This window comes from Paenibacillus sp. G2S3, from assembly GCF_030123105.1.
Taxonomy (GTDB): Bacteria; Bacillota; Bacilli; order Paenibacillales; family Paenibacillaceae; genus Paenibacillus_AQ.
The window spans coordinates 243,986-268,542 of record NZ_CP126095.1 but is presented as its reverse complement, the minus strand read 5'-3'; the positions used below and the strand labels follow the sequence as shown (position 1 = coordinate 268,542).

Sequence of the window (24,557 nt, the reverse complement as noted above, 5' to 3'; positions counted from 1 at the left end):
CCCCCAAATGGATCATAGCGAGGTTTTACAGCAAGCCTGTTACGTCTTTCTAAATGACCTTAATGATGAAATCAGCCCTTCATCTACCCTTCAATTGGATGATAAAGAAATATTCCAAAGATGCCGTCTGATCATAGATAAAGAACAAAATCCGCAAGTTAGAACCTTTCTGGAAACCTTATCTGAGGTGATCCATGCTTATCTCACAGAGAGAGCTTCAGAGGATGCATTAAGGTTCTATCTGTCAGAGCAATTCAGTATCGTGAACGAAGAGATCGACGGGTTAATCCATGGGTTAGTTGCACTCAAACATCAGTCCCCACATACGGATACTTCGCACCCGGCACTTCTTGCCTTTGCCGATTATCCCAAGGTCAGTGTCATTATCACTACTTACAATAGAAAGGCATTCCTATATCAAGCGATCCAAAGCATCTTAAAGCAAGACTATCCATATATAGAAATCACAGTTATTGATGATTGCTCTACAGATGGCACGGAAGAGTTAATGCATCAAAGCTTCGGAGGCGAGTCACGGGTAATCTACATGCAGAACGAAAAGAATAGCGGGCCGGGAAACAATCGCCGTAAAGCTTTCGCTGCTCATGGTGATGGTGAATATGTTCTTTTTCTCGATGATGATGACTATCTGATTGACATGAATTATTTAAGTAAGGCTGTGGACTTTCACAATCATCATCCCGATATATCATTCGTAGCTGCTAATGTGTTTCTTGAATTTTCAAAGGCCAAGCAACTGAAGATCAGTAGCCTACAGCTAAGCAGGATTATTAAGAAGCAGGATTATTTCATGAATTTCGAGAAAAAAGGATATCCAAAGCCCTCCTCCACCTTAACAACTGTCTTTAAGCGCGAGGCTTTAATGGCTATGGATATCCTGCATATGAACATGGTCAACGATGCTTCTATTTATCTGCGCTCCTTGTTGGTCGGTGATGCTGGCTTCATAGATACCCTCGCCGGTGTATACAGATTACACGGGGACAACATTACTTTTAATTTGAGTCAGCGATTCTTAATTGAGAATCTGGAGGAGAAGCTGTTGATTAAGAATATGGCCGTTCAGAAATATGGATATAGTGAGCAGGAAATGACGGAATGGTTTAACCATAATGCTTATGATACAATCTCATACTATTTATTAAATTCTGCGAAAGACGCTACAGACTTTAAATTCATGTATCATTGGGCCCTTAACCATTGCCCGCCGATCTACAATCCATTAAGAAATGAATTCCGTACAAAGCTTATTAAAAAACAATTATTACGGATCTCGTTACTTCGAGCGCTGCTCGGAAGATGATTCACGCATTAGCTTATCGAGCAGCAGTAAGAAGCCTTTTACCTCTTCTTTAGGGATGTCTGCGTACTTGTCTCCAATACTGATCTCGCAATAAGAACTATGTTCTCCCGTTGGTCTTATCGCTGCGCTTAAGCCGATTCCTGTTGCCTCATATACAGAAGATAGGATCGGTTCAATGCTCTCCCTAGATATTTGAAAATGCATATGAAACATGTTGGAGACAGGCTCAGCAGGTAACGTAGTCACCGCATGACATTGATTAACTAAAGCAGCAAGCTCCTTAGCCCCTTCATAATACTGCTGCATCTTATTTACTCTTTGCTGGTAGTAATAATCAGAGGAAATAATGTATGGATACAGACTGATTAGGTCGCCACCATGCCGCCGTTTCCATATCTTCGATTGCTTCGTAAACTCCTCACCGCCTGCAAGAATCGCGCCAGCAATCCCACCGATTCCTTTATACAGTGAGATATAGACACTATCAAAGAGGGCGCAGATCTCAGCAGCTGTCTTGCCATAATAGGGAAGCGTCTCAAGCAATCTTGCGCCATCCAAATGCAGCTTAATTCCGTGAGCACGGCAATGTGCGGAAATCGCTTCAAGCTCCTTATACTCTGGTAACTGTCCGCCAATCTCACGCTGCGGCAATTCAAGCAGCAGACAAGCAATATCTTCCTTCAATTGTAATACATCATCCAAGGTGATTAGTCGATCCTTGTCCGCAAGTAGGACAGGCTCGATATGATGCAATTCCTTCAACCCATCCTGCTCATGGATCTCCAAATGACATAAAGGATGATAGGCGACGCTTTTAAGTCCCTTTTCATCACACCATATTCTTAAGGCGATTTGCTGTGCCATCGTTCCACTCGGAAAGAAGACTGCTGTTTCTTTTCCCAGAAGCTTCGCCATCTCCGACTGGAAATCCTCAATCACCTTTCCCGATCCATAAATATCAGATGGTGTACTATCTTCTACAGCTTCAAAGGCTTCCTTCAAGACTTGAACATCTCGATTCCCATGTCCTACGATTCGATAAGTTGTTTCATTAAAGGCCTCTTGCACTAATTTTTTTCCGTTCATTGGTAGAATTGCCCCTTCCGTGTTTGCCTTGTCCCTAATATAGACGAATTTCAAAAAATCCCATCTTAATTTTACCCGATCTAAGGTGAAAAAACATGAACGCTGTGCTACAATATTGGAATTGCAACGGCAATCTTAGGGAGGGTTATTGAATCACATGCTCATAATTGGTATCGCCGGCGGCACCGGCTCGGGAAAAACAACCGTAGCCCGCTCCGTCATTGACCGTCTTGGAACGGGAAAGGTAACTTTCATATCTCAAGATAACTACTATAAAGATCATTCACACCTCAGCTTCGCTGAACGTGAATCCATCAATTACGATCATCCTTTCGCCTTCGACAACGAGCTGCTTATTGAGCATCTTAAATGTCTGCGAGAAGATAGGGCCGCATATGCACCGGTGTATGACTTCACAGTTCATGCCCGCTCCACTACGGAGACCGTAGAACTGAAACCCAACAATATTGTAATCATCGAGGGACTCCATGTTCTATCCGACGAGAACCTCCGCGATATGCTTGATATCAAAGTCTTTGTTGATGCTGATCCGGATGTACGCATCCTCCGCCGGGTACTCCGTGATATCGAGGAACGTGGTCGGAGCATCCAGTCGATCCATCACCAATATTTGAGCACGGTTAAACCGATGCACGAAGCTTTTATTGAGCCATCCAAAAAATACGCCGATTTGATCATCCCAGAAGGTGGCCATAATGAGGTGGGTATCCAGTTGCTGTCCATATTAACTGAGAAGCATCTGACGAACGACTGGACGTCCTAAAGATGTTAAATATGTAGTTCTACCCTAGCTGTCGAGATTCTCTCGACGGCTTTTTTGCATGCTCATCCCCAAATCCGCAGTAGATTATTCAAAGAATAATCCCACCTCATTTTGGTAATAGCTAATTTCACAGCAGCTTGCGGAAGAGGGATAACAACTATGGGATTTCTGAACAGAACCATCACTAAAATATTCAAAAACCCTACATTAGGGCACCCCAACCCCACTAAAGAATTACCTAAAGAGCCTCTCAAGGAAAACCTTCAAGATAATATTGAACATATAAAAACAGCACTCGGCAATAGCACAGACCTTGTGGTCAGAGATTTCTTCATTGGCTCCAAGCAACAAATGAAAGCCGCTATTTTTTATACGGATGGACTTGCTGACAGTAAAGCTATTCAGGATTTCATTCTGGAGTCTCTTGTCTTAGAAATTCCAGATTTGAGCTTAGAACCTGAGAGTGACAATTATTCCTTATTAAGAAATCACATGCTTACCGTTGGGGACATCAAAGATGCGACGGAGTTCCATCCTTTGTTAACCTCCCTATTATCAGGAGATGTGATTCTCTTACTAGATGGATACATCAAGGGCTTCACGATTGGTATGCGTGGTTGGAAAGACCGTGGTGTCACGGAAAGTGCTACAGAAACAGTGATCCGTGGTCCCAAGGAAGCTTTCACAGAAAGCATGCGTACCAACACCGCCTTAATCCGGCGGAAAATAAAAGACCCTAATCTGTGGTTAGAAACACAACAAATCGGACGCGTGACCCAAACCGATGTAGCTATTATGTATATCAAAGGAATTGTAGATGACGGGGTGGTGCAAGAAGTACATTCACGTTTAGATCGAATCGACATCGATGGCATCTTGGAGAGTGGTTATATCGAGGAATTAATCGAGGATGAAACCTATACTCCATTTCCAACCATTCATCATACCGAACGACCTGATGTGATCGCTTCTGCTCTACTGGAAGGGAAAGTAGCCATATTAGTAGATGGCACTCCTGAAGTAATGATGGTTCCTACCACGTTCGTTTCCTTTATGCAGACCGCAGAGGATTATTACCAACGTGCGGATGTCAGCACCCTAGTTCGGATGCTCCGTTATTTCTGTATATTCATATCCCTACTAGCCCCATCTTTATATGTAGCTATTACTACCTTCCATCAAGAGATGTTGCCCACAACGCTGCTCATTAGTTTAGCTGCTCAACGGGAAGGCGTGCCGCTTCCAGCATTTATTGAAGCACTTTTAATGGAGCTTGCCTTTGAGATTATAAGAGAAGCTAGTGTAAGAATGCCTCAAACCATAGCCCAATCTGTCTCTATTGTGGGAACTCTAGTGATTGGGACTGCAGCAGTTGATGCCGGTATTGTTTCTGCCGCCATGCTCATTGTTGTCGCAATCACGGCTATTTCCAGCTTTGTTCTACCAGCCTTTGATCTCGCCTTGACGGTCAGAATGCTTCGTTTCCCAATGATGTTTCTAGCTGCTTCCTTTGGATTGTTCGGAATCATTATTGGGGTTATCGCGATAGTGCTTCATATGTGTAGCTTACGCTCCTTTGGAGTTCCTTATATGAGCCCGTTAGCTCCGTTTAATCTTGCTGATCAAAAGGACACCTTTTTCCGAATGCCCCGTTGGGCTATGTTTACCCGCCCTAAGCTAATCAATCAAAAAAATATGGTTAGGGTAAAGAGTACACCACCAGAAAAACCGGGAGATCTAACGGAGGAATAAATCTTGAAACGAAAATCTTTGTAAAATTCGCTTGTTGGGGAAAGTAACTAACTCTTTCTTGGAAGAAATGAAGTAATCATTAGGAGTGAACGAAACCATGTTAGAAAAGGGGAAAATAAGTGCCCGTCAGCTAACCATTCTTGTCATGCTCCTTACTATTGGCGATTCTATCCTTATAATTCCCTCTTCCACTACAGAATACGCCAGACAAAATGCCTGGATTTCCACTTTAATTGGGATGGTAACAGGTTTATTAGCAGTCTATATGTACAGTAAGTTCGCAAAGTCATATCCCAATTTAACACTTATTCAAGTGATTCAAAAGGCTTTTGGAAAATGGATAGGAACTATTATATCCCTTACATTTTTAATGTATTTTCTTATGGTTTCCGTGGGAAGTATGCGAGAAATCGGTGATTTTGTGACCTCAGAAATGTTACCTGGAACCCCTATTCCGGCCACTCTAATCTTGTTTATACTGATTGTGATTATGGCAACACGACTGGGTATTGAGGTTATAGGGCGAGCTAGCGAGCTCTTCATTCCTATGTTCATTGTCTTATTCCTAATCCAGACGAGTGCTATTATTCCCCAGATGGAAATTGTCAGAATACTGCCCATATTGGAAAACGGAATAAAGCCTGTTCTAAGAGGGGCTATCTCCATCACTACTTACACCTTTTTAGAAACAGTTGTCTTTCTCATGATACTTCCTTATGTAAATCAACAAAAAATGATAACAAAGAGTTTCTTACTGGGTACGCTTCTAGGCGGTATTGTAATTTTTATTACGCTCACCGTCTCCATCCTGGTGTTAGGTCCGGATCTGACGACTAGAGATGTCTATCCCAGTTATAACATCGCAAGGCGTATATCAGTTGGCGGATTCTTCGAACGGGTTGAAGCCATGATAGCTCTACAATGGATGTTAACTTTGTTTATAAAAGTAACTTTGTACTTCTATGCTTTCGTTCTGGGGTTGTCCCAATTATTAAAATTAAAAGATTATCGCGTGTTATCCTTACCCACAGGGATGATTTTAGTGGCACTCGCTCCAATCATTGCTCCGAATTTCACTTATTATAACGCTATTTTTGATAATTATTGGGTGTACTATGTTATAACCTTCGGGATTTTTGTACCGTTTGTGTTATTAAGTATGGGCATATTTCGTAGAGCACTCAGCAAAGACTTAACATCTCGGAACTAAAGATTGTTTGGGAGGTTGTGAACATTGGGTATAGTAGTGATCCTCATCATTGTAGCCGTTATTATAGCCATCGAAGTGCCTCTTATGCTGAGGAAAAATTTAATCAAGGAATTTTGGGTTTTTTTATTTCTTCTGTTGCTGGGAACTTTTTTTAGTCTGATTTACGTCATGAATATCTCGATCTCAGATCCGTTAGCCTGGATGGTGTTCATCTATAAACCTGTAGCCGACATGGTAAATGCCTGGTTATCTTAAAAATAATGGGACTAAACCCGAGAGATCTAACGGAGGAATACACCATGAAACGAAGATCACTTCTACTTTGTCTTCTTGTTCTCATACAAATTGGGTTAACTGGTTGCTGGAGTCGACAGGAAATGAATGATCTCGCGATTGCCGTAGGGATCGGCATCGATAAGGTCGGAGATCAATATCAAGTTTCTGCACAAGTGGTTTTACCCAGTCAAATCGCTGGCTCAAAAGGGGGAAGTCCTCAATCACCCGTTAACCTTTACAAAGAGACAGGAAATACTGTATATGAAGCGCTTAGGAAGATCACAACCATTAGTCCACGTAAAATTTACATCTCTCATCTGCGGATCTTAGTCCTTAGCGAGGCTCTGGCTAAAGAGGGAATCAATGACGTTCTTGATTTCATGTCAAGAGATACCGAAGCGCGAAATGATTACTTTATTGTGGTGGCAAAGGATGCCCGGGCAGAAGATACTTTGAAAATATTAACTAGCCTCGAAAAGATTCCTGCTGTGCGATTGTTTTCCAGCCTAGAAACATCGGAGAAAAAATGGGCACCTACATCTACTGTGACATTAGGAACACTGATTACAGAACTTGTGAGTAAGGGTAAGAATCCAGTCTTAACAGGGGTTGTCATCAATGGAAATGTAGATGCAGGAGAAACTCCGAAGAATGTAGAAACCGTAGATTCTCCAACAGAATTGAAATACTCTGGATTGGCCGTATTCAAAGAGGACAAATTGATCGGTTGGCTAAACCAAGAGGAATCAAAAGTGTATAACTACTTAACGAATAAGGTAAAGAGTACGATTTCCTTCATTAATTGTCCCCAAGATAAAGGTAAAAAGATATCTCTTGATATATTTGAGGCCGAATCAAAAGTAAAAGGCAGCATGAATGGCAACAACCCAGAAATCAGTATCGAGCAACATATAGAAACAGATTTAGGAGAGGTTCAATGTAGAGATCTAGACCTCACCAATCCAAAGACCATCACCGAATTAGAACAAATCGCTAACGTGAAAATAGACCATTTATTCCAGACTACGATTAAAAAAGTACAACAAGAATACAAATCCGATATTTTTGGATTTGGCGAGGTCATCCATCGCTCTAACCCACAGGCGTGGAAGAAACTGAAGGATAATTGGGATCAAACCTTTGTTAACTTGCCAGTAAACGTAAAGATGAACATAGAGATTCGCCAGTTAGGGAAAGTAACTAACTCTTTCTTGGAAGAGACGAAGTGAAAAATTGGAGGGAAAAAAGCCATGCTCGAAAAGGGTAAATTAAGTATTCGTCAACTTACCATTCTTGTTATGCTTCTTACCATTGGGGATTCCATTCTTGTAATCCCCCCTTCCACTACACACTACGCCAAACAAAATGCCTGGATTTCCTCCTTAATTGGAATGATTGTAGGCTTACTAGCCATTTTTTTGTACAGCAAATTCGCAAAGTTATACCCCAACCTATCGCTTATCCAAGTGATTCAGAAGGTTTTTGGGAAATGGATAGGGACTATTCTATCTCTTTTGACCTTAATGTATTTTCTCATCGTTACCGTAGGAAGTATGCGGGAAGTCGCTGATTTCGTGATCTCGGAAATGTTACCCGGAACCCCTATTCCGGCCATTCTAATCTTATTTATACTGATTGTCATTATGGCAACACGACTCGGTATTGAGGTTATCGGACGAACGGGTGAGATCTTTACTCCCATGGTTATAGTCCTATTTCTAATCCTAACGGTCGCCATTATTCCTCAGATGGAAATAGTCAGAATGCTGCCCATATTGGAGGACGGAATAAAGCCAGTGCTAAGAGGGTCCATCTCCATTTCGGCTTACACCTTCTTAGAACCCGTTGTCTTTCTAATGTTCCTCCCTTATGTAAATCAACAAAATAAAATAACAAAAGCCTTACTACAAGGCTGTTTCCTAGGTGGGATTATCATCTTCCTGACAGTCACTGTTTCCGTATTAGTACTAGGTCCGGATTTAACGACCAGAGATATATATCCCAGTTATAACATAGCAAGACGCATATCGGTTGGTGGGATCTTTGAGCGGGTTGAAGCCATGATAGCTCTAATGTGGATGTTAACCTTGTTTATAGAAGTAACATTATACTTCTATGCTTTCGTTCTGGGGTTATCCCAATTATTAAACTTAAAAGAGTTTCGGGTGCTAACTCTGCCTACTGGGATGATCCTAATCGCGCTAGCACCTCTCATTGCTCCGAATTACACCTATTACAACGCGGTGTTTGATAATTATTGGGTTTACTACATTATAACCTTCGGGTTATTTCTACCCTTGGTATTGTTAAGTGTGGGGATGTTTCGAAGCGCACTGAGCAAAGACTTGAAATTTCGGAATTAAATAGGAGCGGCCTTTATTACCTAATAACGTAACAATCCGAATCCGAGTAGGGTCACCAAATGCGGTGAGAAACCGTGTGATGCTGCTGATATCATTAAGTTTAATCTCTTGCGGTTCTATCTCCCCACCCCGATTCGTAAATAAACTTAAACATATGAACTTTTTGAAACTACAATATAGATCTCGTAGATTCTCTAGCCATTAATTCTGCGGGGAAAATCTGATGCGCATGATTGACCTTCTTATTAATGAGATCAAACAGAATCTTAATCGTCGCCTCCGCAATTTCTACTACTGGCTGTTTGATGGTAGTGATAGAGGGATTATAATAGAAGGAAATATCCAGTCCGTCATAACCAGCTACAGAGTAATCTTCAGGAACTCGCTTGCCTGCTTCAAATATTGCTTTACAAGCACCGATGGCCATACTATCCGATAAGGTGAAAATAGCAGTAAACTCTTCTCCTGAATCCAGTAGTTCTTTTGTAACCGCATACCCATTTTCCATACTATAGCTATCAATATCTTCTTTCATCCGCCGTACTAGCCGTTCATTATAAACTATTCCATGATCAGAAAGAGCCTTCTTATACCCTTCATATCTCAACTTACCGATACTCACATCATCCTCTGGCGCGGTAATGACTGCGATTTTCTCATGTCCCAGATTACATAAATAGTCTACAATTTTATAGCTCTCATTAAAGTCATCTACAGATACAGAAGAATAGTTACTTAGATCAAACTCTTCCGTCATCCCGATCGTGCTGAGGACAAATGGAACCGTTAATTGCTGTAATTTTTCTTGAGAGTGTGAGAATAATCCCCCCAGGAACACAATTCCTTTCAGACGCTTTTCTTTCTCCAGCTCAATCGCCACTTCGATCTCATCTTGATTCTCATCGACTCGCTGTAGGATAAAGGAGTACTTCTTTCGTTGGATCTCTTTTTCAAATACTTTAATCATCGGGCTAAAAAATGGATTAGATATCCCTTTGATCAATACTGCAATCGTTTTCGAATCGGACCGTTTTAAATTTCTGGCACTATTATTCGGTACATAATGGTTTTCTTTGATGACTTTCATAACCATCGCTTTTGTTTCTTCATTAATATCCGGATGATTATTTATAGCTCTAGATACTGTAGTCACGCCAACCCCACATAACTTGGCGATATCTATGATAGTCAATCTCTCCATTTCTACCTTTCCTTTACATGTTAAATAAGAAAGTAGGGGATTCTTGAAGAGAAGACTCAACAAGAAAAGCACCCTACTCGCTTTTACATACATATTCTATTTAACCCTTCACAGCTCCTGCAACGACACCTTCAATAATGTATTTTTGGCAGGTGAGGTAGAAAATGATGATTGGTACAATAGCTAGAACTAGCATCGCCATCATCGCTCCCATATCAATCGAACCGTAGCCACCTTTTAGGTATTGTATCGCAATAGGAATGGTTTTATATTCAGTACCGATCAACAGGTCTGGCAACAGGAAGTCGTTCCATACCCACATTACATTAAGGATAGCCACAGTTACAGCTATAGGCTTAAGGATGGGCAATACCACTTTGAAGAAGGCTTGCGGTGGATTACATCCATCAATCATAACCGCCTCTTCAACCTCCAGTGGGATGGACTTCACAAATCCACTAAACATAAATACCGATAGCCCTGAACCAAATCCCAGATAGATCAAGATTATCCCAATCGGATTGTCGAGATGCAGCACATTGGCTGTCTTAGTCATTGTGAACATCACCATCTGGAAAGGTACAATCATTGAGAACACAAATGCGTAATACATCAAGTTCGTAAATTTTGATTTCACCCGAGTAATATACCATGCGGTCATGGAAGTGAATAACACGATTACAGCAACCGAACACACCGTGATAAACAAGGACATTCCGAAAGCACTGAAGAAATCAATCTTCGCTATACCGCTGGTATAGTTCTTCAAACCAACAAAAGTTGTTCCATTAGGAAATAAGAACGGTGTATCACTAATGTAGAACTTCCCTTTGAAGGAGTTCATCAGAACAATAAAGATCGGAGATAAGAACGCAATGGCCAAGACCAACAAAATAGTGAAAATGGAATAGTCTTTTGCTCTAGTCTGTTGCATTAGTTCTCAACCTCCTTTCTTCTAGTAATGACAAGTTGTACTAAGGCGATTAAGGCAACCAGTGCAAAGAATACGACGGCTTTCGCTTGACCGACACCTTCCCATCCTGTTTTTCCGTAGAAGGTATTGTAGATATCCAGTGCTAACATCGAGGTCTGCTTAGAAGGAGCACCAGCGGTTAACGCTAAGTTCTGGTCAAACAATTTGAATGAATTCGATAACGTTAAGAATAAACAAATGGTAATAGACGGCATTACGAGTGGGATCGTAACATTACGTAAAATCTTAGAACGTGAAGCTCCATCAATTCTTGCGGCTTCTACTATATCCTTAGGCACATTTTGAATACCTGCAACATAGATAATCATCATGTAACCTATCAATTGCCAATTCATAAGGATGATTAATCCCCAAAATCCATAAGTTGCGTCAGAGGTCAAAGTAACTCCAAATTTATACAGGATTCCGTTAAAGATCAACTGCCAGATGTACCCTAATACGATACCGCCTATTAAGTTAGGCATGAAAAAAATAGTTCTAAATACGTTAGTCCCTTTTAGCTTTCTAGTTAACAACATCGCCAGTATGAAGGCAAATACATTAATCGTAAGAACAGATAGAACTGTAAATTTAACCGTAAAGCCTAGTGCATTTAGAAATTCTTGATTTGAAAATGCTTTAGCGTAATTGCCAAACCCTATCCATGTTGCATCATTGACTGTAGTAAACTCTGTAAAGGATAAATATATACCTAGCAGAAAGGGTACAACAAACGCGATCCCAAAGGCTATTATGGTCGGTAATGCAAAAAGAGCAAAATATTTTCTTATCGATTTTTCCATGGAGTCTTCTCCTATCTCAGTATGGAAAATGATGAAATCGATGAATTCACTCGAATTGTTGCTTAGTGCCACTGAAATTCCGAAGGAGTCCAGTGGCACTAAGCTTGTATCTTTATGACAACTGAGAGTTATTCAATCATTTTTCCATGCATTTATTATTTTGCCTTTTCAGCCTTCCAAGTGTCCTTGAAGATCGTTACAACTTCATCCCAAGTTTTATTGCCTTGAGCGTATTGCAAGAGCGCATCACCAAAGACGTTTTTGAATTCTTCACTTGGGAATGCCGCAAATGTCCAAGCTACGGAAGTCAGATCTTTTTCCATCCAAGCGGATACTTCTTTAGCTAGTGGATCTGCTGGTTTTTCGCTTTCTTCAAACGTGTTGAATGGAGCGATGAACCCTAGATCGTTAGTTACATAGGCTTTACCTTTTTCACTGGAGAACAACCATTCCAAGAAAGCGATAGAAGCTTGTTGGTTCTCAGCAGAGGCTTTGCTGTTGATTGCGAAATAGTTTTCTGTACCTACAGCCAGACCTTGTTTTTCTTCGCCTTCCATACCTGTATAAATCGGCAAGAATTTGATGTCTTCAGCTTTAACTACGTTACCATCTACATCATTGATTTGTGACCAAGCCCAGTTACCGTTTTGGACCATAGCTGCATTACCCAGTGCGAACTCAGCCATGGAATCAGCTACAGATTTACTACCTAGAAGCGCTTCTTTAGTCACAGAGTTCTTGATGTAAAGATCGAAGATATTTTTGAATTTATCGTTATATTTGAATTGAACTTCTTTAGAAGCTAGACCGGCAAGCACCGTGTTATCAAACTCAGTGTTGTCTTTAAATTCATAGTACAGCGGCAAGTTAGCCAAGTGAGTCTGCCATCTCCATTGCTCACCAGCAGCAAGGGAAGTGGAAGCAAATACACCTTTAATGCCCAGTTGATCTTTTTTAGCGGTCATATCTTCTACTACTGCTTTCAAAGTCTCGAAGTTATTGATTTCAGTTGTGGAAGAGATGGAAACAGCTTTATCAGCCAAGGCAAAGTATTTCTTCATGATTGCATCGTTGTAGATGATACCGTAGCCTTCAACTACGTAAGGAATACCATATACACCTTCGCCTTCAGTTACAGCCAAGCTTTTGTCGGACAGGTAGCTGTACAACTTAGTATCTTTCAAATCCAAGGTGTAATCTTTCCATGCTTGGAAACCAACAGGTCCGTTGATTTGGAAAATTGTAGGGGCTTGGGACTTAGAAATCTCGGATTTCAATTTGGTTTCATAAGTACCTGCAGCAGCCGTTACGACTTTTACTTTAACGCCTGTCTCCGCTTCATAATCCTTGGCGATTTTTTCATAAGTTTCTGCAATTTCAGGCTTGAAATTTAAAAAGTAAACCGATCCATTTTTACCAGATGAAGCGTTTCCGCCATTGGTTGCAGTATTGTTCTCTTTATTCCCGCACCCTGCTGCCAAGACTACAACCATAGACATTACCAACATGAGCCCTAGATATTTTTTAATGTTCTTCATTTTTCTTCCCCCTCGTACTTTTTTATTAAATTACTTCTCTTAAAGACGTCTCCGAGCTTGCTCACCGAGAATAATGTCAGCGTTTTCATATCACTTAAATAATCCCCCGCTTTTTTCCGGTATCCTTATCGGTAACGTTTTCAATTGAAATATTAGCACACCGATTGGAACATTTCAATAACCATTTTATTGCAGAAACTCGCCATTGCAAATTTCCAAACGTTATAATAGAGGTGAGCGTTTAAGCTAGCGTGAAACTTATACTTTCTTATATTTATAAAAATAACTATGAATAGGTGATTGCATATCTTATCTCGGATCGAAAAGTATGAGTTACAATTCTCTAATAATAATTATTTTGGCGATATCGGGGTAGAGCCCTCCTATTCCATCGTAGAAGGTACTGTTCCTGTACTTGTGTCTGCTCCACATGCTATTAACCACTATAGAGAACATGCAGTAAAACCTGCGGACATGTATACAGGCTCTCTTGCGCTGCTGTTACAAAAGCTCACCAATTGCCATTGTATCTATTCCAATAGCTTCTCCAAAGAAGACCCTAATTACATCCTTGGCGGAGAATATAAAGCTGCACTTGGAACAATTGTCAAAGAACATCAACTTAACTTTGTTATAGACTTGCATGGTGCATCTAAGGATAGAGAATTCGATATTGATTTAGGCACATTACACGGAACATCCATACGAGAAAATAATATAAATGAAGTCGTACGTATTTTTTTCAATAATGGTATTACCAATGTTCAGCAAAACCATACATTTTCCGCATCTCATCCCGGAACGATCACATCGTATTCCGCTAAAGAGTTGTTAGTTCAAGCTATTCAGGTTGAAATTAATCGAAATTATCGTAACCCGAAGTCCTTTGATTTATTCCAAAAAACCATTCATTCCCTCGAACAAATTATCAATCAATTGGGAGGCGCCTAACATAAATATCGAGCAGACCTTCATCTTATTGGACATACAAAGCTATACCGCTCGGGAAGAGATCACGATGAACCCCGATGAGCTGGTCGAATTAGGCTTAGTCCACCATATCTTTGTCGAGCTTAACGCAGAGAATGGCGCTCAGGTTAGCTGTTTACTTTTATCTAAAAGTGATATCCCCAGAGGGAGTATTCAACTATCAAAAAGAGCAAAGGACAAGCTGGGCGACTGCCCCCTAACAGGACTAACCATCACTAAACCTGAGTACAACACGATCCTTCGGGGAATTCCTAAAGTGGACGAGATTGCCAAACCTTATGTCAAAGCATGCCCAACGCTCGTCCATAAATATTCGAACCATGTTGAGCTGATCAATCCTAAGAATGGCTTTCGGGTAAACTTAACTCTAAAAGAAGATGACACAGCCAAGCCGAATACACTGTATTTCAACAGATATATCATGTTATTGCTTGAAACCCATTCGGTGGAGCAGGACCCATTAATCATCACTCGCGCTAGGACGCTTCCCCAGCCCAAGCCAAGCATACATAAACTTATAAATTCTCTGATCAAACGGCCGTTAAGCGCATTAGGAAACCTTTTTATCGGCAAAAGAGAACTTACCCTTAGAGTGGGACATCCTTACCCTTTTGACGAACACCAGAATCTATGCCGAATTCATCCCAATGTTAGAAAACTGCTGGGCATGGAAGAGACCGACAAAATCGTCATCACCTATAACAACAAAGAAATCACCGTCCCCATCTTAGATATAGACACTGAGCATATTGCCCAGTTGATCAAGCTAAATGAGGAGAATGAGCAGCTTAAATTTATCGACAGCCACTTATTTATCGGGATCACCGCCTTATCGCGTAACAAGCTAGAACTCCCGGGCATTGGCACATCGGTTACCGTAAAAAGAAGTATGTACTCCTTATTCCTAAAGCACTTAAACAAGCTGGTCTTACCCGTTATCGCTTTATTGTTCACCGTAATACAGCTATATAAGGATTTGAACTGGAGTATCGCTTTGACCGTTGCTATTTCTCTGGTACTACTTCCGATAATCATCTATACGACGCTATCTGAAGAACGAGCAAAAATTAACTAAATGGAGCGATGATCGTGGAATTCACTTCACAATCCCAGGTAGAAGATATGATCTACAGCTCTTATCTAAGAGCCATCAATAACATCACAGAAACTTTGGATGAACAAGTTAGAAGACCGGAATTAACCAGAGCATTGCTGGATCTAGTCGGAAGTCCAGATCGAGAGCAACAATACATACTAGTCACAGGTAGTAAAGGTAAAGGCTCCACCTCTAGATTTATTTCCTCTTTGTTAAGTCACCTAGGATATAAAGTAGGCTTGTTCACCTCCCCTCATCTGGTGGATTTCAACGAAAGAATACGGATTGATGGGCGTGCCATATCCACAGACGATTTTGTACGATTAGGAAATGTAGTTCGCGAGGGATTTCAAACGATTGAAGATCAGCTTGCCGCCGATGAGTACCAGGGTCCTGTTGGGATAGGTCTGGCTATTGCGACGTTGTACTTCAAGGAGAATCATACCGATTTCAATGTGATTGAATGTGGAAGAGGCGGAAGGTTTGATGACACGAATGTCCTGAAGAATGATTGGGCTGTCATTACTCCGATTATGGAAGAACATGTAGCTAATTTAGGACCTGACCTGAACAGCATTACACTACATAAACTGGGCATCGTCAAAAACAAGGCTACTAACGTCTATATCAGCACACAGAAATCGAGCGTACTTACGACTATAAAAGCGAACCTCACTTCCAATTCTGTGCAGTATTATGAGGAGCAGTTCTGGGCGGACTCTATTACAATAACACCCGTTGGCACTACTTTTGATGTTCAGACAAATCAAACGATTTACCCGTCCTTAACGATTCCGTTATTGGGACAATTTCAAGCTCTAAATGCAGCCACCGCAGTCGCACTATGTGAGGATATTACAGGCGGTCCCTTGAATAGGGAGCTCGTAGTCAATTGTTTTGCAAAACTGCAATGGCCAGGTCGCTGTGAAGTCATCTGCCATGATCCATTAACGATTATTGACGGAGCTATCCATAAAGAATCTGCAAGCTACTTGGCTGAGCTTATTCAACTAGTGAATCCTGACCGCAGCCGAGCTGTAACTTCAATTATCGCTGTCCCTAAAGATAAAGATTACCCAGGGGTTATCGAAGTGATGAGTACGGTCTCAGATCAATTAATCGTCACAAGACCTGATATCAGTCATCTTTCTTTTCCTACAGATGCACTCCATATTGCCAAGCGTTTTATCGAAAAAAGTTACGATTTTCCCTATTTAGAGGACGCTCTAACGCACATACAAACTGGCTCGTCTTCCGAGATTATTGTAATTGTCGGCACGCAAACCTTTATCGGAAATGCCAAAAGATTATTCGGGCAATCGCTGCTCGATATCGGCTTATAGCTTCTCAAAGCGCTGGAGAATGACTTCCTGATAAAGATCAGATAGGGCTGGCACCTCGCTTGGATTCTGCTTACAATACTCATCTAGCATAACCTTATGATTCACTTCGATCACCCTGAGGCCTTGATCTGTCTCCAAAATATCCACGGAGCAAAAATCAAGGCCCATCGCTTTAGAGGTCTCGGAAGCAAGCGCCGCAAGTGCCGCTCGTTTGGCCTGATCGCTAACCTCAATCGCAACAGCCCCGTTAATCAAATTGTGCTTCCAGGAATGAACTCTTTTTTTGCCAAGGAACACACGCGCCTCATGATTAAAGGTTACGATTCTATACTCAATTTCCGCTTCATAATAAGGACCTACCGCCCCATTAAGCTGCAAAGAAAATAATACTTCCAGCTTCTCTTGCAGATCACCGATCTCATTGACCTTGTACACATGATTCCCCTGCGCCCCGTTATCCTGCTTCACAACTATCTGCTCATTGAACTTATAAAAAGAACGCTCAGCTAATGGGTAAGGGTCTAAATTGCTAAATTTGGAGTCCGGATGAGGTAAATAAATATGTTCCACCGCCGGGATATTCGCCTTATGCAAAACATCATAAGTTAGAGATTTACTCATGGCAATGATCGTAGATGCACTGTTGTTCAGCCCAATTTCAGCGTCTACCATCAAAAATGATTTCACTCCATCAGTCGCTCTATATACAAAATTGGAGGTGATTTCCTCAAAGGTAATCCCTGAAGCTGTAACGGATTGCTGGAGCATTGTTAAGTAGGGTCTAGTCGTCATGCAGTTTCCTCATTTCAAGCAAAATATAACCAAGCCTAATCATAGCATGAGAAATATCAATCGAAAATATTATTTATATGTCATTATAATTAACACAATAATCCTATTAAATGGGTATTTATTATAAAAATTTAGATATTATGTTATGTTTAGTGACTGATAGCGCTTTTATAGATAAAAATAAGTATTGATTATTTACTAATCATCCTCTATGATATACTTAACAAGCGAACCTAAAAGTTAAAGCGGTTTAACTTTTATACTTGAGTTTCTAGTATTACTGCTATTAAGTAGTGTTGGCATGTCCAAAAGTTAAAGCGCTTATACTTTTAAACTGAAAGGTTGGTGTGTCATGATCAATCGCGAGAACAGGCGGCAGACGTTCTACATGTATCTGTTCATTTCTCCTTGGATTATCGGCTTCCTTGTATTCGCCCTTTATCCTATCTTGTCATCGCTTTATTTCAGCTTTACTGATTATGACATTATTCACCCACCCAAGTTCATCGGGCTCGCTAACTACACAGAGATGTTTCACAATGAGCTATTTTGGAAATCGGTGGTTGTCACGCTGAGATATACCTTCATCGGTGTACCTATCCAGCTTGTACTTGGTCTCGGATTTGCACTATTGCTTCACCAGACCATTCCTCTGCGCGGCTTCTTCCGAACGGCAATGTATTTTCCAAGTATGGTATCCGGCGTGGCCATGTCCCTGCTCTGGTACTGGATCTTCAATCCACAAATCGGGCTTTTCAATTACATCCTTTCCTGGTTCGGCATTCATGGACCGGCTTGGCTGATGAACCCCGACACCGCACTATACGCCTTAATCATCATGACCTTTTGGACAGCAGGCTCAGGAATGATTTTATTCCTCGCAGGACTGCAAGGCGTACCAGCCAGCTTGATCGAAGCCGCTAATCTTGACGGCGCTGGACGCTTTAGAATTTTCTTGAACATTACCTTACCGATGATCTCTCCCGTGCTGCTCTTTCAACTAATTATGGGACTGATCGATTCCTTCCAAGTCTTTACCCAAGCGTTTGTCATGACTCAAGGAGGTCCGAATTACTCTACCTGGTTCTATGTCTATAATCTCTACACCAGTGCTTTTAAAGAATATCGTGCCGGTTATTCCTCCGCCTTGGCATGGGTGCTCCTCATCGTAGTTATGCTGTGCACCGCACTAATCATGAAATTATCTAACCGTTATGTTCACTACGAAGGAGGCGGACGAAAATGAGTACTCTTCCAACGCTAAGCCCCCAGACTAAAGGAACAAGACGCCGCCGGAAAGTGGAGCCTGTTAAGATTTTCAGTTTCATTACTTTAGTAGTTACAACATTTCTGATGCTGCTTCCTTTGTTCTTCATGGTCTCCACTTCACTTAAGTCCAAACGTGAGATGCTGAAGTTCCCACCCACCTTTCTTCCAGAGAGCTGGCAGTGGAGCAATTACACAGAAATATTTGATACCCTGCAGTTCGGTACGCTTTACAAAAACAGTTTAATTATCGCCGGTCTCAGCGTTGTAGGCACCTTGATCTCTTCGGCGCTGGTCGCCTATGGCTTCGCCCGTTTCAGAGGCAAAGGTAATCAGCTGTGGTTCATCCTGCTACTGAGCACTATGATGTTGCCTTATCCGGCCATTATGATTCCGCAATTTGTACTCTTTTCGCAAATGAACTGGATCGACACCTTTTTACCCTTGATCGTGCCTGCTTTCTTCGGTTCAGCCTATAATATTTTCCTGCTGCGGCAATTCTTCTCCACGTTGCCTGAAGAGCTGTTTGATGCCGGGCGCATTGATGGATGCGGCGAAATACGGATGTGGGCTACTATAGCACTCCCACTCTCCAAACCTGCCCTTGCAACTGTAGCTATTTTTGCTTTTATCTACAATTGGAATGATCTGCTTACACCGGTGCTTTATCTAAGCTCATCAGAGAAGTTCACACTACCCGTCGGGATGGCTTCTCTCACCTCATCGAGGTTCCGTATTCCACCTTGGCATCTGCTGATGGTCGCTTCGGTTCTGGCTATGGTTCCAATCGTTACACTGTTCGCTGTAGCTCAGAAACAGTTCGTCGAAGGGATTGTACTTACAGGGATTAAGTAATAATCCGCCACCCGAGCGGCCAAATAAACTTGAAATCATGGAGGGTTTAGCTAATGAACAAGAACAGAAAAAGTAGTGCGCTTGTCCTTGCAACAACCATGCTCGTTGTTCTGGCATTGTCAGGCTGTAGTGGCGGCAAATCGGCGGGTAACGCGCTATCTGAAGGAAACGGTGGCTCGACCAATTCAGGAGGCAAAGCAGAAACGGTAACCATCACCCATTACACAATAGATTCAGAAGACCGGACATTTGTTGAGAAATTAATCCCTGATTTCGAGAAGCAGCATCCAAGCATTAAAGTAAAAGTGGAAAAGGCACCTTATGAGCAGTTCGACAGCAAGCTGCAAACGCTAATTGCCGGTGGCAAATCACCCGATGTGACAAGTCACTGGGGTTATGGAGGTTTCGCAGAATACTACAACAAGGATATGCTGCTCGATTTGACCGATCTAATAAAAGAGGATGGTTTCAAGGCAGCGGATTACAACATTCCAGAGAATCTGATGAACATCTATAAGGTTAAGGATCACACTTATGGTATCCCAGTCAATATGTATGTCACCTTGATGCTCTATAACAAAGACATGTTTGACGCTGCCAACCTGACTTACCCAACAAGTGATTATGAAGATAAGAACTGGACGTTTGAAAAGATGGTCGACCAGGCTAAACAAATGACTCTCGTCTCCGACGATATTGCCAAAACACAATATGGCGTAGACTTCACCTGGTCCGAACGCGATATGCGGCCATTATTTTTTGGAGCGCAGCCTTATTCAGAAGATACATGGACTAATGGCGGCGTGCCTTCCGAGACTTATTTTGATTCGCCTGAAGTGATTGCCGCCTACAACAAGCTCTTTGATCTCGTCTTCAAAGATAAAGTCTCTCCTTCCTCCGAGTGGAGCAAAAGCGTAGCGGGACAGAACGGTGATCCGTTTGTTGCAGGCAAAATCGGCATGTCTATCGGCGGCTCATGGAACCTTGCAGGTGCGAATGACTTCCCCTTCAAAATCGGCGTAGCCGCTGTGCCTTGGGGAGGCAACGATAAGGTACGCAGCACACTTTACGTCGATCCACTGCTGATCTTGAAGGATTCCAAGCATCCGAAGGAAGCTTTTGAATGGATCAAATACTTGATCACAACCGAAGTACAGGAGAAATCCATTGAGCTTAGTGGCGGTAATCCACCAGTCAACACAGAAGCTGCTGAAGCTTACTATAAACATTTTGACGGTATCGATCCACAGGATATCAAAAATGTCTACGAGGGGGCTGTGAAGTATGGCTTCGAATCCTACAACCATTTGATCACCAACTACTCGCAAATTAATGACATGTTCATTAATGAATTGCAGCCTGTAGAAACCGGACATAAGACGGTGGAAGAGGTGATGACGACGATTCAGAAAAAAGTTACGGAGATCATTCATCGTTAATGTTTGGCAGCTATGCCGTCCCTTTAGGGACGGTATGCCTGCATGAAATCATACGTTTAGCGGACAGTCTGCCAACCCTGTATACTGAAGGTAGCAAACAGGATCGGAAAATCTGCCGCGAGGAGAACTAGAGATGAAAGTGAGTATTTTTGATGTAGCCAAAAAATCAGGATTATCGGTGGTAACCGTATCCCGGGTCTTAAACGGGGCCGAATCCGTACGTGAGAATAATCGCCAGAAGGTGCTGGAGGCCATTAAAGAGCTGGATTACCGCCCTAATGCAGCGGCACGCAGTCTGGCAAGCGGTAAGACGGGCATTATCGGGATTATTGTCACGACCCTGCAGGATTCCTTTTTTGACGCAGTGGTCAAAGAGCTGAATGAAGTCTTAGCAATGCATGGTTATTTTTTAGCCATCTCCATCTCAACAGGCATCGAATCGGATGACAGCCATTATTTAATTCAGGAGGATCGTGTAGACGGTTTGTTTCTGCTCTCTCCGATGGAAGAGGATAATTATATTGTGGAATTAAAACGGCGGGGTATCCCTTATGTGCTAATAGATAATCAGCAGCCCGAGAATGACAACTATTCCATCACAATCGACAACTTCAAGGGCGGATATTCAGCTACGCGTCATCTGCTAGAGCAAGGACATACTTCAATTGCTCATCTCTGCGGACAGGAAATGTTCCGGAGTACGCGGGAGCGGCGCAGCGGATTTCTACAAGCGCTTCAGGAACAAGGACTAACCCCATTTGAGGTCGTGCATGGGGATTTCGATATTGAGATGGGCTACGATACCTGCAAGCGTTGGCTGAAAGAAGGAAAGCTGCCCACCGCCGTCTTCGCCGGCGATGACAATATCGCCCTCGGGGTCATCAATGCCTTGATGGAAGCGGGCATTCAAGTCCCTGAACAGGTAGCGGTGGTCGGCTATGACGATCATTATATTGCTTCACAGCTTCATCCACATCTGACAACGATACGTCAGCCTGCGGACAAAATAGGGCTCGCAGCGGTAGATATGCTGCTCAAACGCATCTCTGGCAAGATGAAGCGCGGGGCCGGGATGCGGATTGATCCAGAGCTTATCGTACGTGAATCTACCGCAGCCAAGTAGATTAAATACCATACACTAGGAGTGAAGACCATTGACTTACTACTTAGGGATCGATGGTGGAGGTACCAAAACCTATGCTCTGCTATGCGATGAACTTGGTAATGTTCTCGGTAAAGGTAAGAGTGGTAACGGTAACCACCAGACTGGCGCCCTGGAGGCAGCCAACAGCATTCGAGAGGCCACATTCGGAGCACTGACAGAAGCTGGGCTCCGATTGGAGGACATCAAGCATGCCTATCTAGGGCTTGCCGGTGCCGATCGCGAGGCCGATTATGCCATACTCCACCCAATGATACGCGAAATCGGATTTATCAATTACACCATTAACTGTGACACTATGATCGGATTACGCGCAGGGACGACTCGCCCTTATGGAGTTGCACTAATCTGCGGCACGGGCACCAATTCGGCAGGCAGAAACACGCATGGAGAGCACTATCAATGTGGCGGCTTCGACTACATGTACGGTGACTTCGGCGGGGGCGGCGCACTCAACATTGAAGTCTTTCGCTCTGTCATAAGAGCTTGGGACGGACGAGAGCAGCCTACTCTCTTAACCGGGCTTTTGCTCAATTTACTAGGTTATGAGGAAGTTGGACAAATGTTTCACGATTTCCTCGATCACTGGAAACAAGTGCCCGTACACGCTGCCCGCCTACTCTTTGAAGCGGCAGCTGAGGGAGATGCCGTAGCCTTAGAGATTCTAAATCGGCAAGGCGTTGAGTTAGGAAAGTCGGCTGCTGCAGTCATACACAAGCTTGGCATGGAGCAGGATACCTTCGATGTGGTTTTGGCGGGAAGTCTGCTAACCCGTGGGGATCGCGGCTGGATTCGCGGACCTATTGAGAAGGCTGTACAAGCCGCGGCTCCACAAGCAACTGTGGTAACCCTTGCTACAGAGCCTGTAGTAGGGGCCGTATGGTCCGCGATGGATCAAGACGGTTTGACCCTTAGTAGTGAAGTCTATGATAGAATGCGGCAGTTTCAAGATTATGAATCTATCAAACAAACAAATAAGACAGGAGTGATTGATCTTGGCAACTAATCAAGGATTAAAGATCGCAGTTATCGGTGGGGGTTCTTCGTATACACCCGAATTGGTAGAGGGATTTATTCTTCATTACAAGGAGCTTCCTGTTCGTGAACTATGGCTTGTAGACATTGAGCCTGGACTACGCAAACTGAATATCGTCGGAAACCTCGCTAAGCGTATGGTTGAGAAATCCGGGCTTCCAATTGAGGTTCATCTCACTACAGACCGACGGAAGGCTATCGAAGGTGCGGACTTTGTCAGTACTCAGATGCGTGTCGGCATGCTTGATGCCCGCGCACGTGATGAATCGATTCCTCTTAAATATGGTGTTATTGGTCAAGAAACGACGGGCCCTGGCGGAATGATGAAAGCACTGCGTACGATCCCTGTCATTCTAGATGTGTGCCGTGATATTGAAGAGCTGGCTCCTAACGCATGGCTGCTCAATTTCACTAACCCTGCAGGAATGGTCACTGAGGCTGTTCTGAAATACTCCAAAGTAAAGAGTATCGGTCTCTGTAATGCACCTATCGGCCTGATCAAGCAAGTATCTGCCAAGTATAACGTAGCTGCTGACCGTGTTTATGCCGAATTTGTTGGTCTGAATCACTTGCACTGGATTACTCGAATCGATGTTGAAGGTGAAGATAAGCTGGATGACATGCTCACAGATGGTTACAGTGCCAAGAATGTACCCGCTAGAGAGTGGAATCCAGAATTCCTACAATCGCTTCGCGCCGTGCCTTCCTACTATTTGAAATATTTCTATATGACAGATGCCATGCTCGAAGAGCAGATGGAATCGTTTAAGCAAGGCATCAACCGTGCTGAAGTCGTCAAACGCGTAGAAGAAGAGCTATTTGAGCTATACGCCAACTTAGAGCTGAGCGAGAAACCAAAACAACTTGAGCAACGCGGTGGTGCTTTCTATTCAGAAGCAGCAGTTAATCTCATGAGATCGCTCCATAACGGATCAAACGACATCCAGACCCTCAATGTTGCTAACCGAGGCATACTGGACTTCCTGCCAGATGACGCAAGCATCGAAGTCAACTGTGTTGTCACCAAGAACGGCCCACTGCCTCTACCACTGACCAAGATTCCAACGATGGCTAAAGGACTCATTCATGCGGTCAAAACTTATGAGCAGCTAGCTATTGATGCCGCTGTAACCGGTGATCGCGCGCTTGCTCTTCAGGCAATGGTACATCATCCACTCGTTCCATCTGTAGATGTGGCGGTTCGTATGCTGGATGAAATGCTGGAAGCCAATAAGGACTTCTTACCGAACTTCTTTGTCAAATAACCAT

22 protein-coding genes are annotated in these 24,557 nt (G+C 42.7%); 16 read left to right on the top strand and 6 right to left on the bottom strand.

All coding sequences use genetic code 11. The annotated features are described in order from the left end of the window. Window positions 1–7 precede the first annotated feature (7 nt). Window positions 8–1,324 carry a glycosyltransferase family 2 protein gene (locus QNH28_RS01260; RefSeq protein ID WP_283909831.1) on the top strand — a complete coding sequence of 439 codons (1,317 nt, stop codon included), beginning with the start codon at window positions 8–10 and terminating at the stop codon, window positions 1,322–1,324. Here the strand turns inward: QNH28_RS01260 and QNH28_RS01255 are convergent. Continuing rightward, window positions 1,298–2,410: a threonine aldolase family protein gene (locus QNH28_RS01255; protein ID WP_283909830.1), complete on the bottom strand. Its 1,113-nt coding sequence runs from the start codon at window positions 2,408–2,410 to the stop codon at window positions 1,298–1,300. The genes QNH28_RS01260 and QNH28_RS01255 overlap by 27 nt on opposite strands. A gap of 157 nt (window positions 2,411–2,567) precedes the next feature. Between QNH28_RS01255 and udk the strand changes: the two genes are divergently transcribed. The 6 genes from udk to QNH28_RS01225 all read left to right on the top strand — a co-directional run bounded on the left by udk (window position 2,568) and on the right by QNH28_RS01225 (window position 8,795). Further along, window positions 2,568–3,194, top strand: coding sequence for a uridine kinase (gene udk / locus QNH28_RS01250; RefSeq protein ID WP_283909829.1), 627 nt, complete (start codon window positions 2,568–2,570; stop codon window positions 3,192–3,194). 159 nt (window positions 3,195–3,353) lie between these two features. Beyond that, window positions 3,354–4,946 (top strand): spore germination protein, encoded by a 1,593-nt coding sequence (locus QNH28_RS01245; RefSeq protein ID WP_283909828.1) that lies wholly within the window; start codon window positions 3,354–3,356, stop codon window positions 4,944–4,946. A gap of 97 nt (window positions 4,947–5,043) precedes the next feature. Next, window positions 5,044–6,156 carry a GerAB/ArcD/ProY family transporter gene (locus QNH28_RS01240; RefSeq protein WP_283909827.1) on the top strand — a complete coding sequence of 371 codons (1,113 nt, stop codon included), beginning with the start codon at window positions 5,044–5,046 and terminating at the stop codon, window positions 6,154–6,156. A 24-nt stretch (window positions 6,157–6,180) separates the two neighbouring features. Next, on the top strand, window positions 6,181–6,411 hold the full coding sequence (locus QNH28_RS01235) for a hypothetical protein (RefSeq protein ID WP_076286654.1): 231 nt from the start codon (window positions 6,181–6,183) through the stop codon (window positions 6,409–6,411). Between the two features lie 44 nt (window positions 6,412–6,455). Next, the gene (locus QNH28_RS01230) at window positions 6,456–7,661 is read left to right on the top strand and encodes a Ger(x)C family spore germination protein (RefSeq protein WP_283909826.1); all 1,206 of its coding nucleotides are present in this window, start codon (window positions 6,456–6,458) and stop codon (window positions 7,659–7,661) included. Between the two features lie 21 nt (window positions 7,662–7,682). After that, on the top strand, window positions 7,683–8,795 hold the full coding sequence (locus tag QNH28_RS01225; protein ID WP_283909825.1) for a GerAB/ArcD/ProY family transporter: 1,113 nt from the start codon (window positions 7,683–7,685) through the stop codon (window positions 8,793–8,795). 169 nt (window positions 8,796–8,964) lie between these two features. Here the strand turns inward: QNH28_RS01225 and QNH28_RS01220 are convergent, their stop codons facing one another. From QNH28_RS01220 to QNH28_RS01205, 4 genes are all read right to left on the bottom strand, one after another. Continuing rightward, entirely contained in the window at window positions 8,965–9,996 is a 1,032-nt protein-coding gene (locus QNH28_RS01220; RefSeq protein ID WP_283909824.1) for a LacI family DNA-binding transcriptional regulator, read from the bottom strand. Between the two features lie 100 nt (window positions 9,997–10,096). Further along, window positions 10,097–10,930, bottom strand: coding sequence for a carbohydrate ABC transporter permease (locus QNH28_RS01215; RefSeq protein ID WP_042184128.1), 834 nt, complete (start codon window positions 10,928–10,930; stop codon window positions 10,097–10,099). Further along, complete coding sequence (locus QNH28_RS01210) at window positions 10,930–11,772, bottom strand: carbohydrate ABC transporter permease (protein ID WP_060626540.1); 843 nt, start codon at window positions 11,770–11,772, stop codon at window positions 10,930–10,932. The genes QNH28_RS01215 and QNH28_RS01210 overlap by 1 nt, the downstream gene beginning before the upstream one ends. A gap of 155 nt (window positions 11,773–11,927) precedes the next feature. Next, window positions 11,928–13,310 (bottom strand): ABC transporter substrate-binding protein, encoded by a 1,383-nt coding sequence (locus QNH28_RS01205; protein WP_283909823.1) that lies wholly within the window; start codon window positions 13,308–13,310, stop codon window positions 11,928–11,930. A 300-nt stretch (window positions 13,311–13,610) separates the two neighbouring features. Here QNH28_RS01205 and QNH28_RS01200 point away from each other — a divergent pair, with 300 nt between their 5' ends. From QNH28_RS01200 to QNH28_RS01190, 3 genes are read left to right on the top strand one after another with little or no spacing between them, the layout of a single operon-like run. Continuing rightward, on the top strand, window positions 13,611–14,261 hold the full coding sequence (locus tag QNH28_RS01200) for a hypothetical protein (protein ID WP_283909822.1): 651 nt from the start codon (window positions 13,611–13,613) through the stop codon (window positions 14,259–14,261). A 28-nt stretch (window positions 14,262–14,289) separates the two neighbouring features. Further along, window positions 14,290–15,375 carry a hypothetical protein gene (locus QNH28_RS01195; RefSeq protein ID WP_283909821.1) on the top strand — a complete coding sequence of 362 codons (1,086 nt, stop codon included), beginning with the start codon at window positions 14,290–14,292 and terminating at the stop codon, window positions 15,373–15,375. A gap of 14 nt (window positions 15,376–15,389) precedes the next feature. Further along, window positions 15,390–16,739, top strand: coding sequence for a bifunctional folylpolyglutamate synthase/dihydrofolate synthase (locus QNH28_RS01190; protein ID WP_283909820.1), 1,350 nt, complete (start codon window positions 15,390–15,392; stop codon window positions 16,737–16,739). Here the strand turns inward: QNH28_RS01190 and QNH28_RS01185 are convergent. Continuing rightward, on the bottom strand, window positions 16,734–17,531 hold the full coding sequence (locus QNH28_RS01185) for an ATP-grasp domain-containing protein (RefSeq protein ID WP_283909819.1): 798 nt from the start codon (window positions 17,529–17,531) through the stop codon (window positions 16,734–16,736). The two genes, QNH28_RS01190 and QNH28_RS01185, sit on opposite strands and share 6 nt — an antisense overlap. A gap of 352 nt (window positions 17,532–17,883) precedes the next feature. On the opposite strand from QNH28_RS01185, the gene QNH28_RS01180 reads away from it, so the two are divergent. From QNH28_RS01180 to QNH28_RS01155, 6 genes are all read left to right on the top strand, one after another. Continuing rightward, on the top strand, window positions 17,884–18,777 hold the full coding sequence (locus tag QNH28_RS01180) for a carbohydrate ABC transporter permease (RefSeq protein ID WP_283909818.1): 894 nt from the start codon (window positions 17,884–17,886) through the stop codon (window positions 18,775–18,777). Continuing rightward, entirely contained in the window at window positions 18,774–19,652 is an 879-nt protein-coding gene (locus QNH28_RS01175) for a carbohydrate ABC transporter permease (protein WP_283909817.1), read from the top strand. Before QNH28_RS01180 ends, QNH28_RS01175 begins: the two co-directional genes overlap by 4 nt. Window positions 19,653–19,705: 53 nt before the next feature. Then, window positions 19,706–21,091 carry an ABC transporter substrate-binding protein gene (locus tag QNH28_RS01170; protein WP_283909816.1) on the top strand — a complete coding sequence of 462 codons (1,386 nt, stop codon included), beginning with the start codon at window positions 19,706–19,708 and terminating at the stop codon, window positions 21,089–21,091. Window positions 21,092–21,224: 133 nt separating this feature from the next. After that, complete coding sequence (locus QNH28_RS01165) at window positions 21,225–22,214, top strand: LacI family DNA-binding transcriptional regulator (protein WP_283909815.1); 990 nt, start codon at window positions 21,225–21,227, stop codon at window positions 22,212–22,214. A 31-nt stretch (window positions 22,215–22,245) separates the two neighbouring features. Then, window positions 22,246–23,259 (top strand): N-acetylglucosamine kinase, encoded by a 1,014-nt coding sequence (locus QNH28_RS01160; RefSeq protein ID WP_283909814.1) that lies wholly within the window; start codon window positions 22,246–22,248, stop codon window positions 23,257–23,259. After that, window positions 23,249–24,553 (top strand): 6-phospho-beta-glucosidase, encoded by a 1,305-nt coding sequence (locus tag QNH28_RS01155; RefSeq protein ID WP_283909813.1) that lies wholly within the window; start codon window positions 23,249–23,251, stop codon window positions 24,551–24,553. The genes QNH28_RS01160 and QNH28_RS01155 overlap by 11 nt, the downstream gene beginning before the upstream one ends. Window positions 24,554–24,557: the final 4 nt, after the last annotated feature.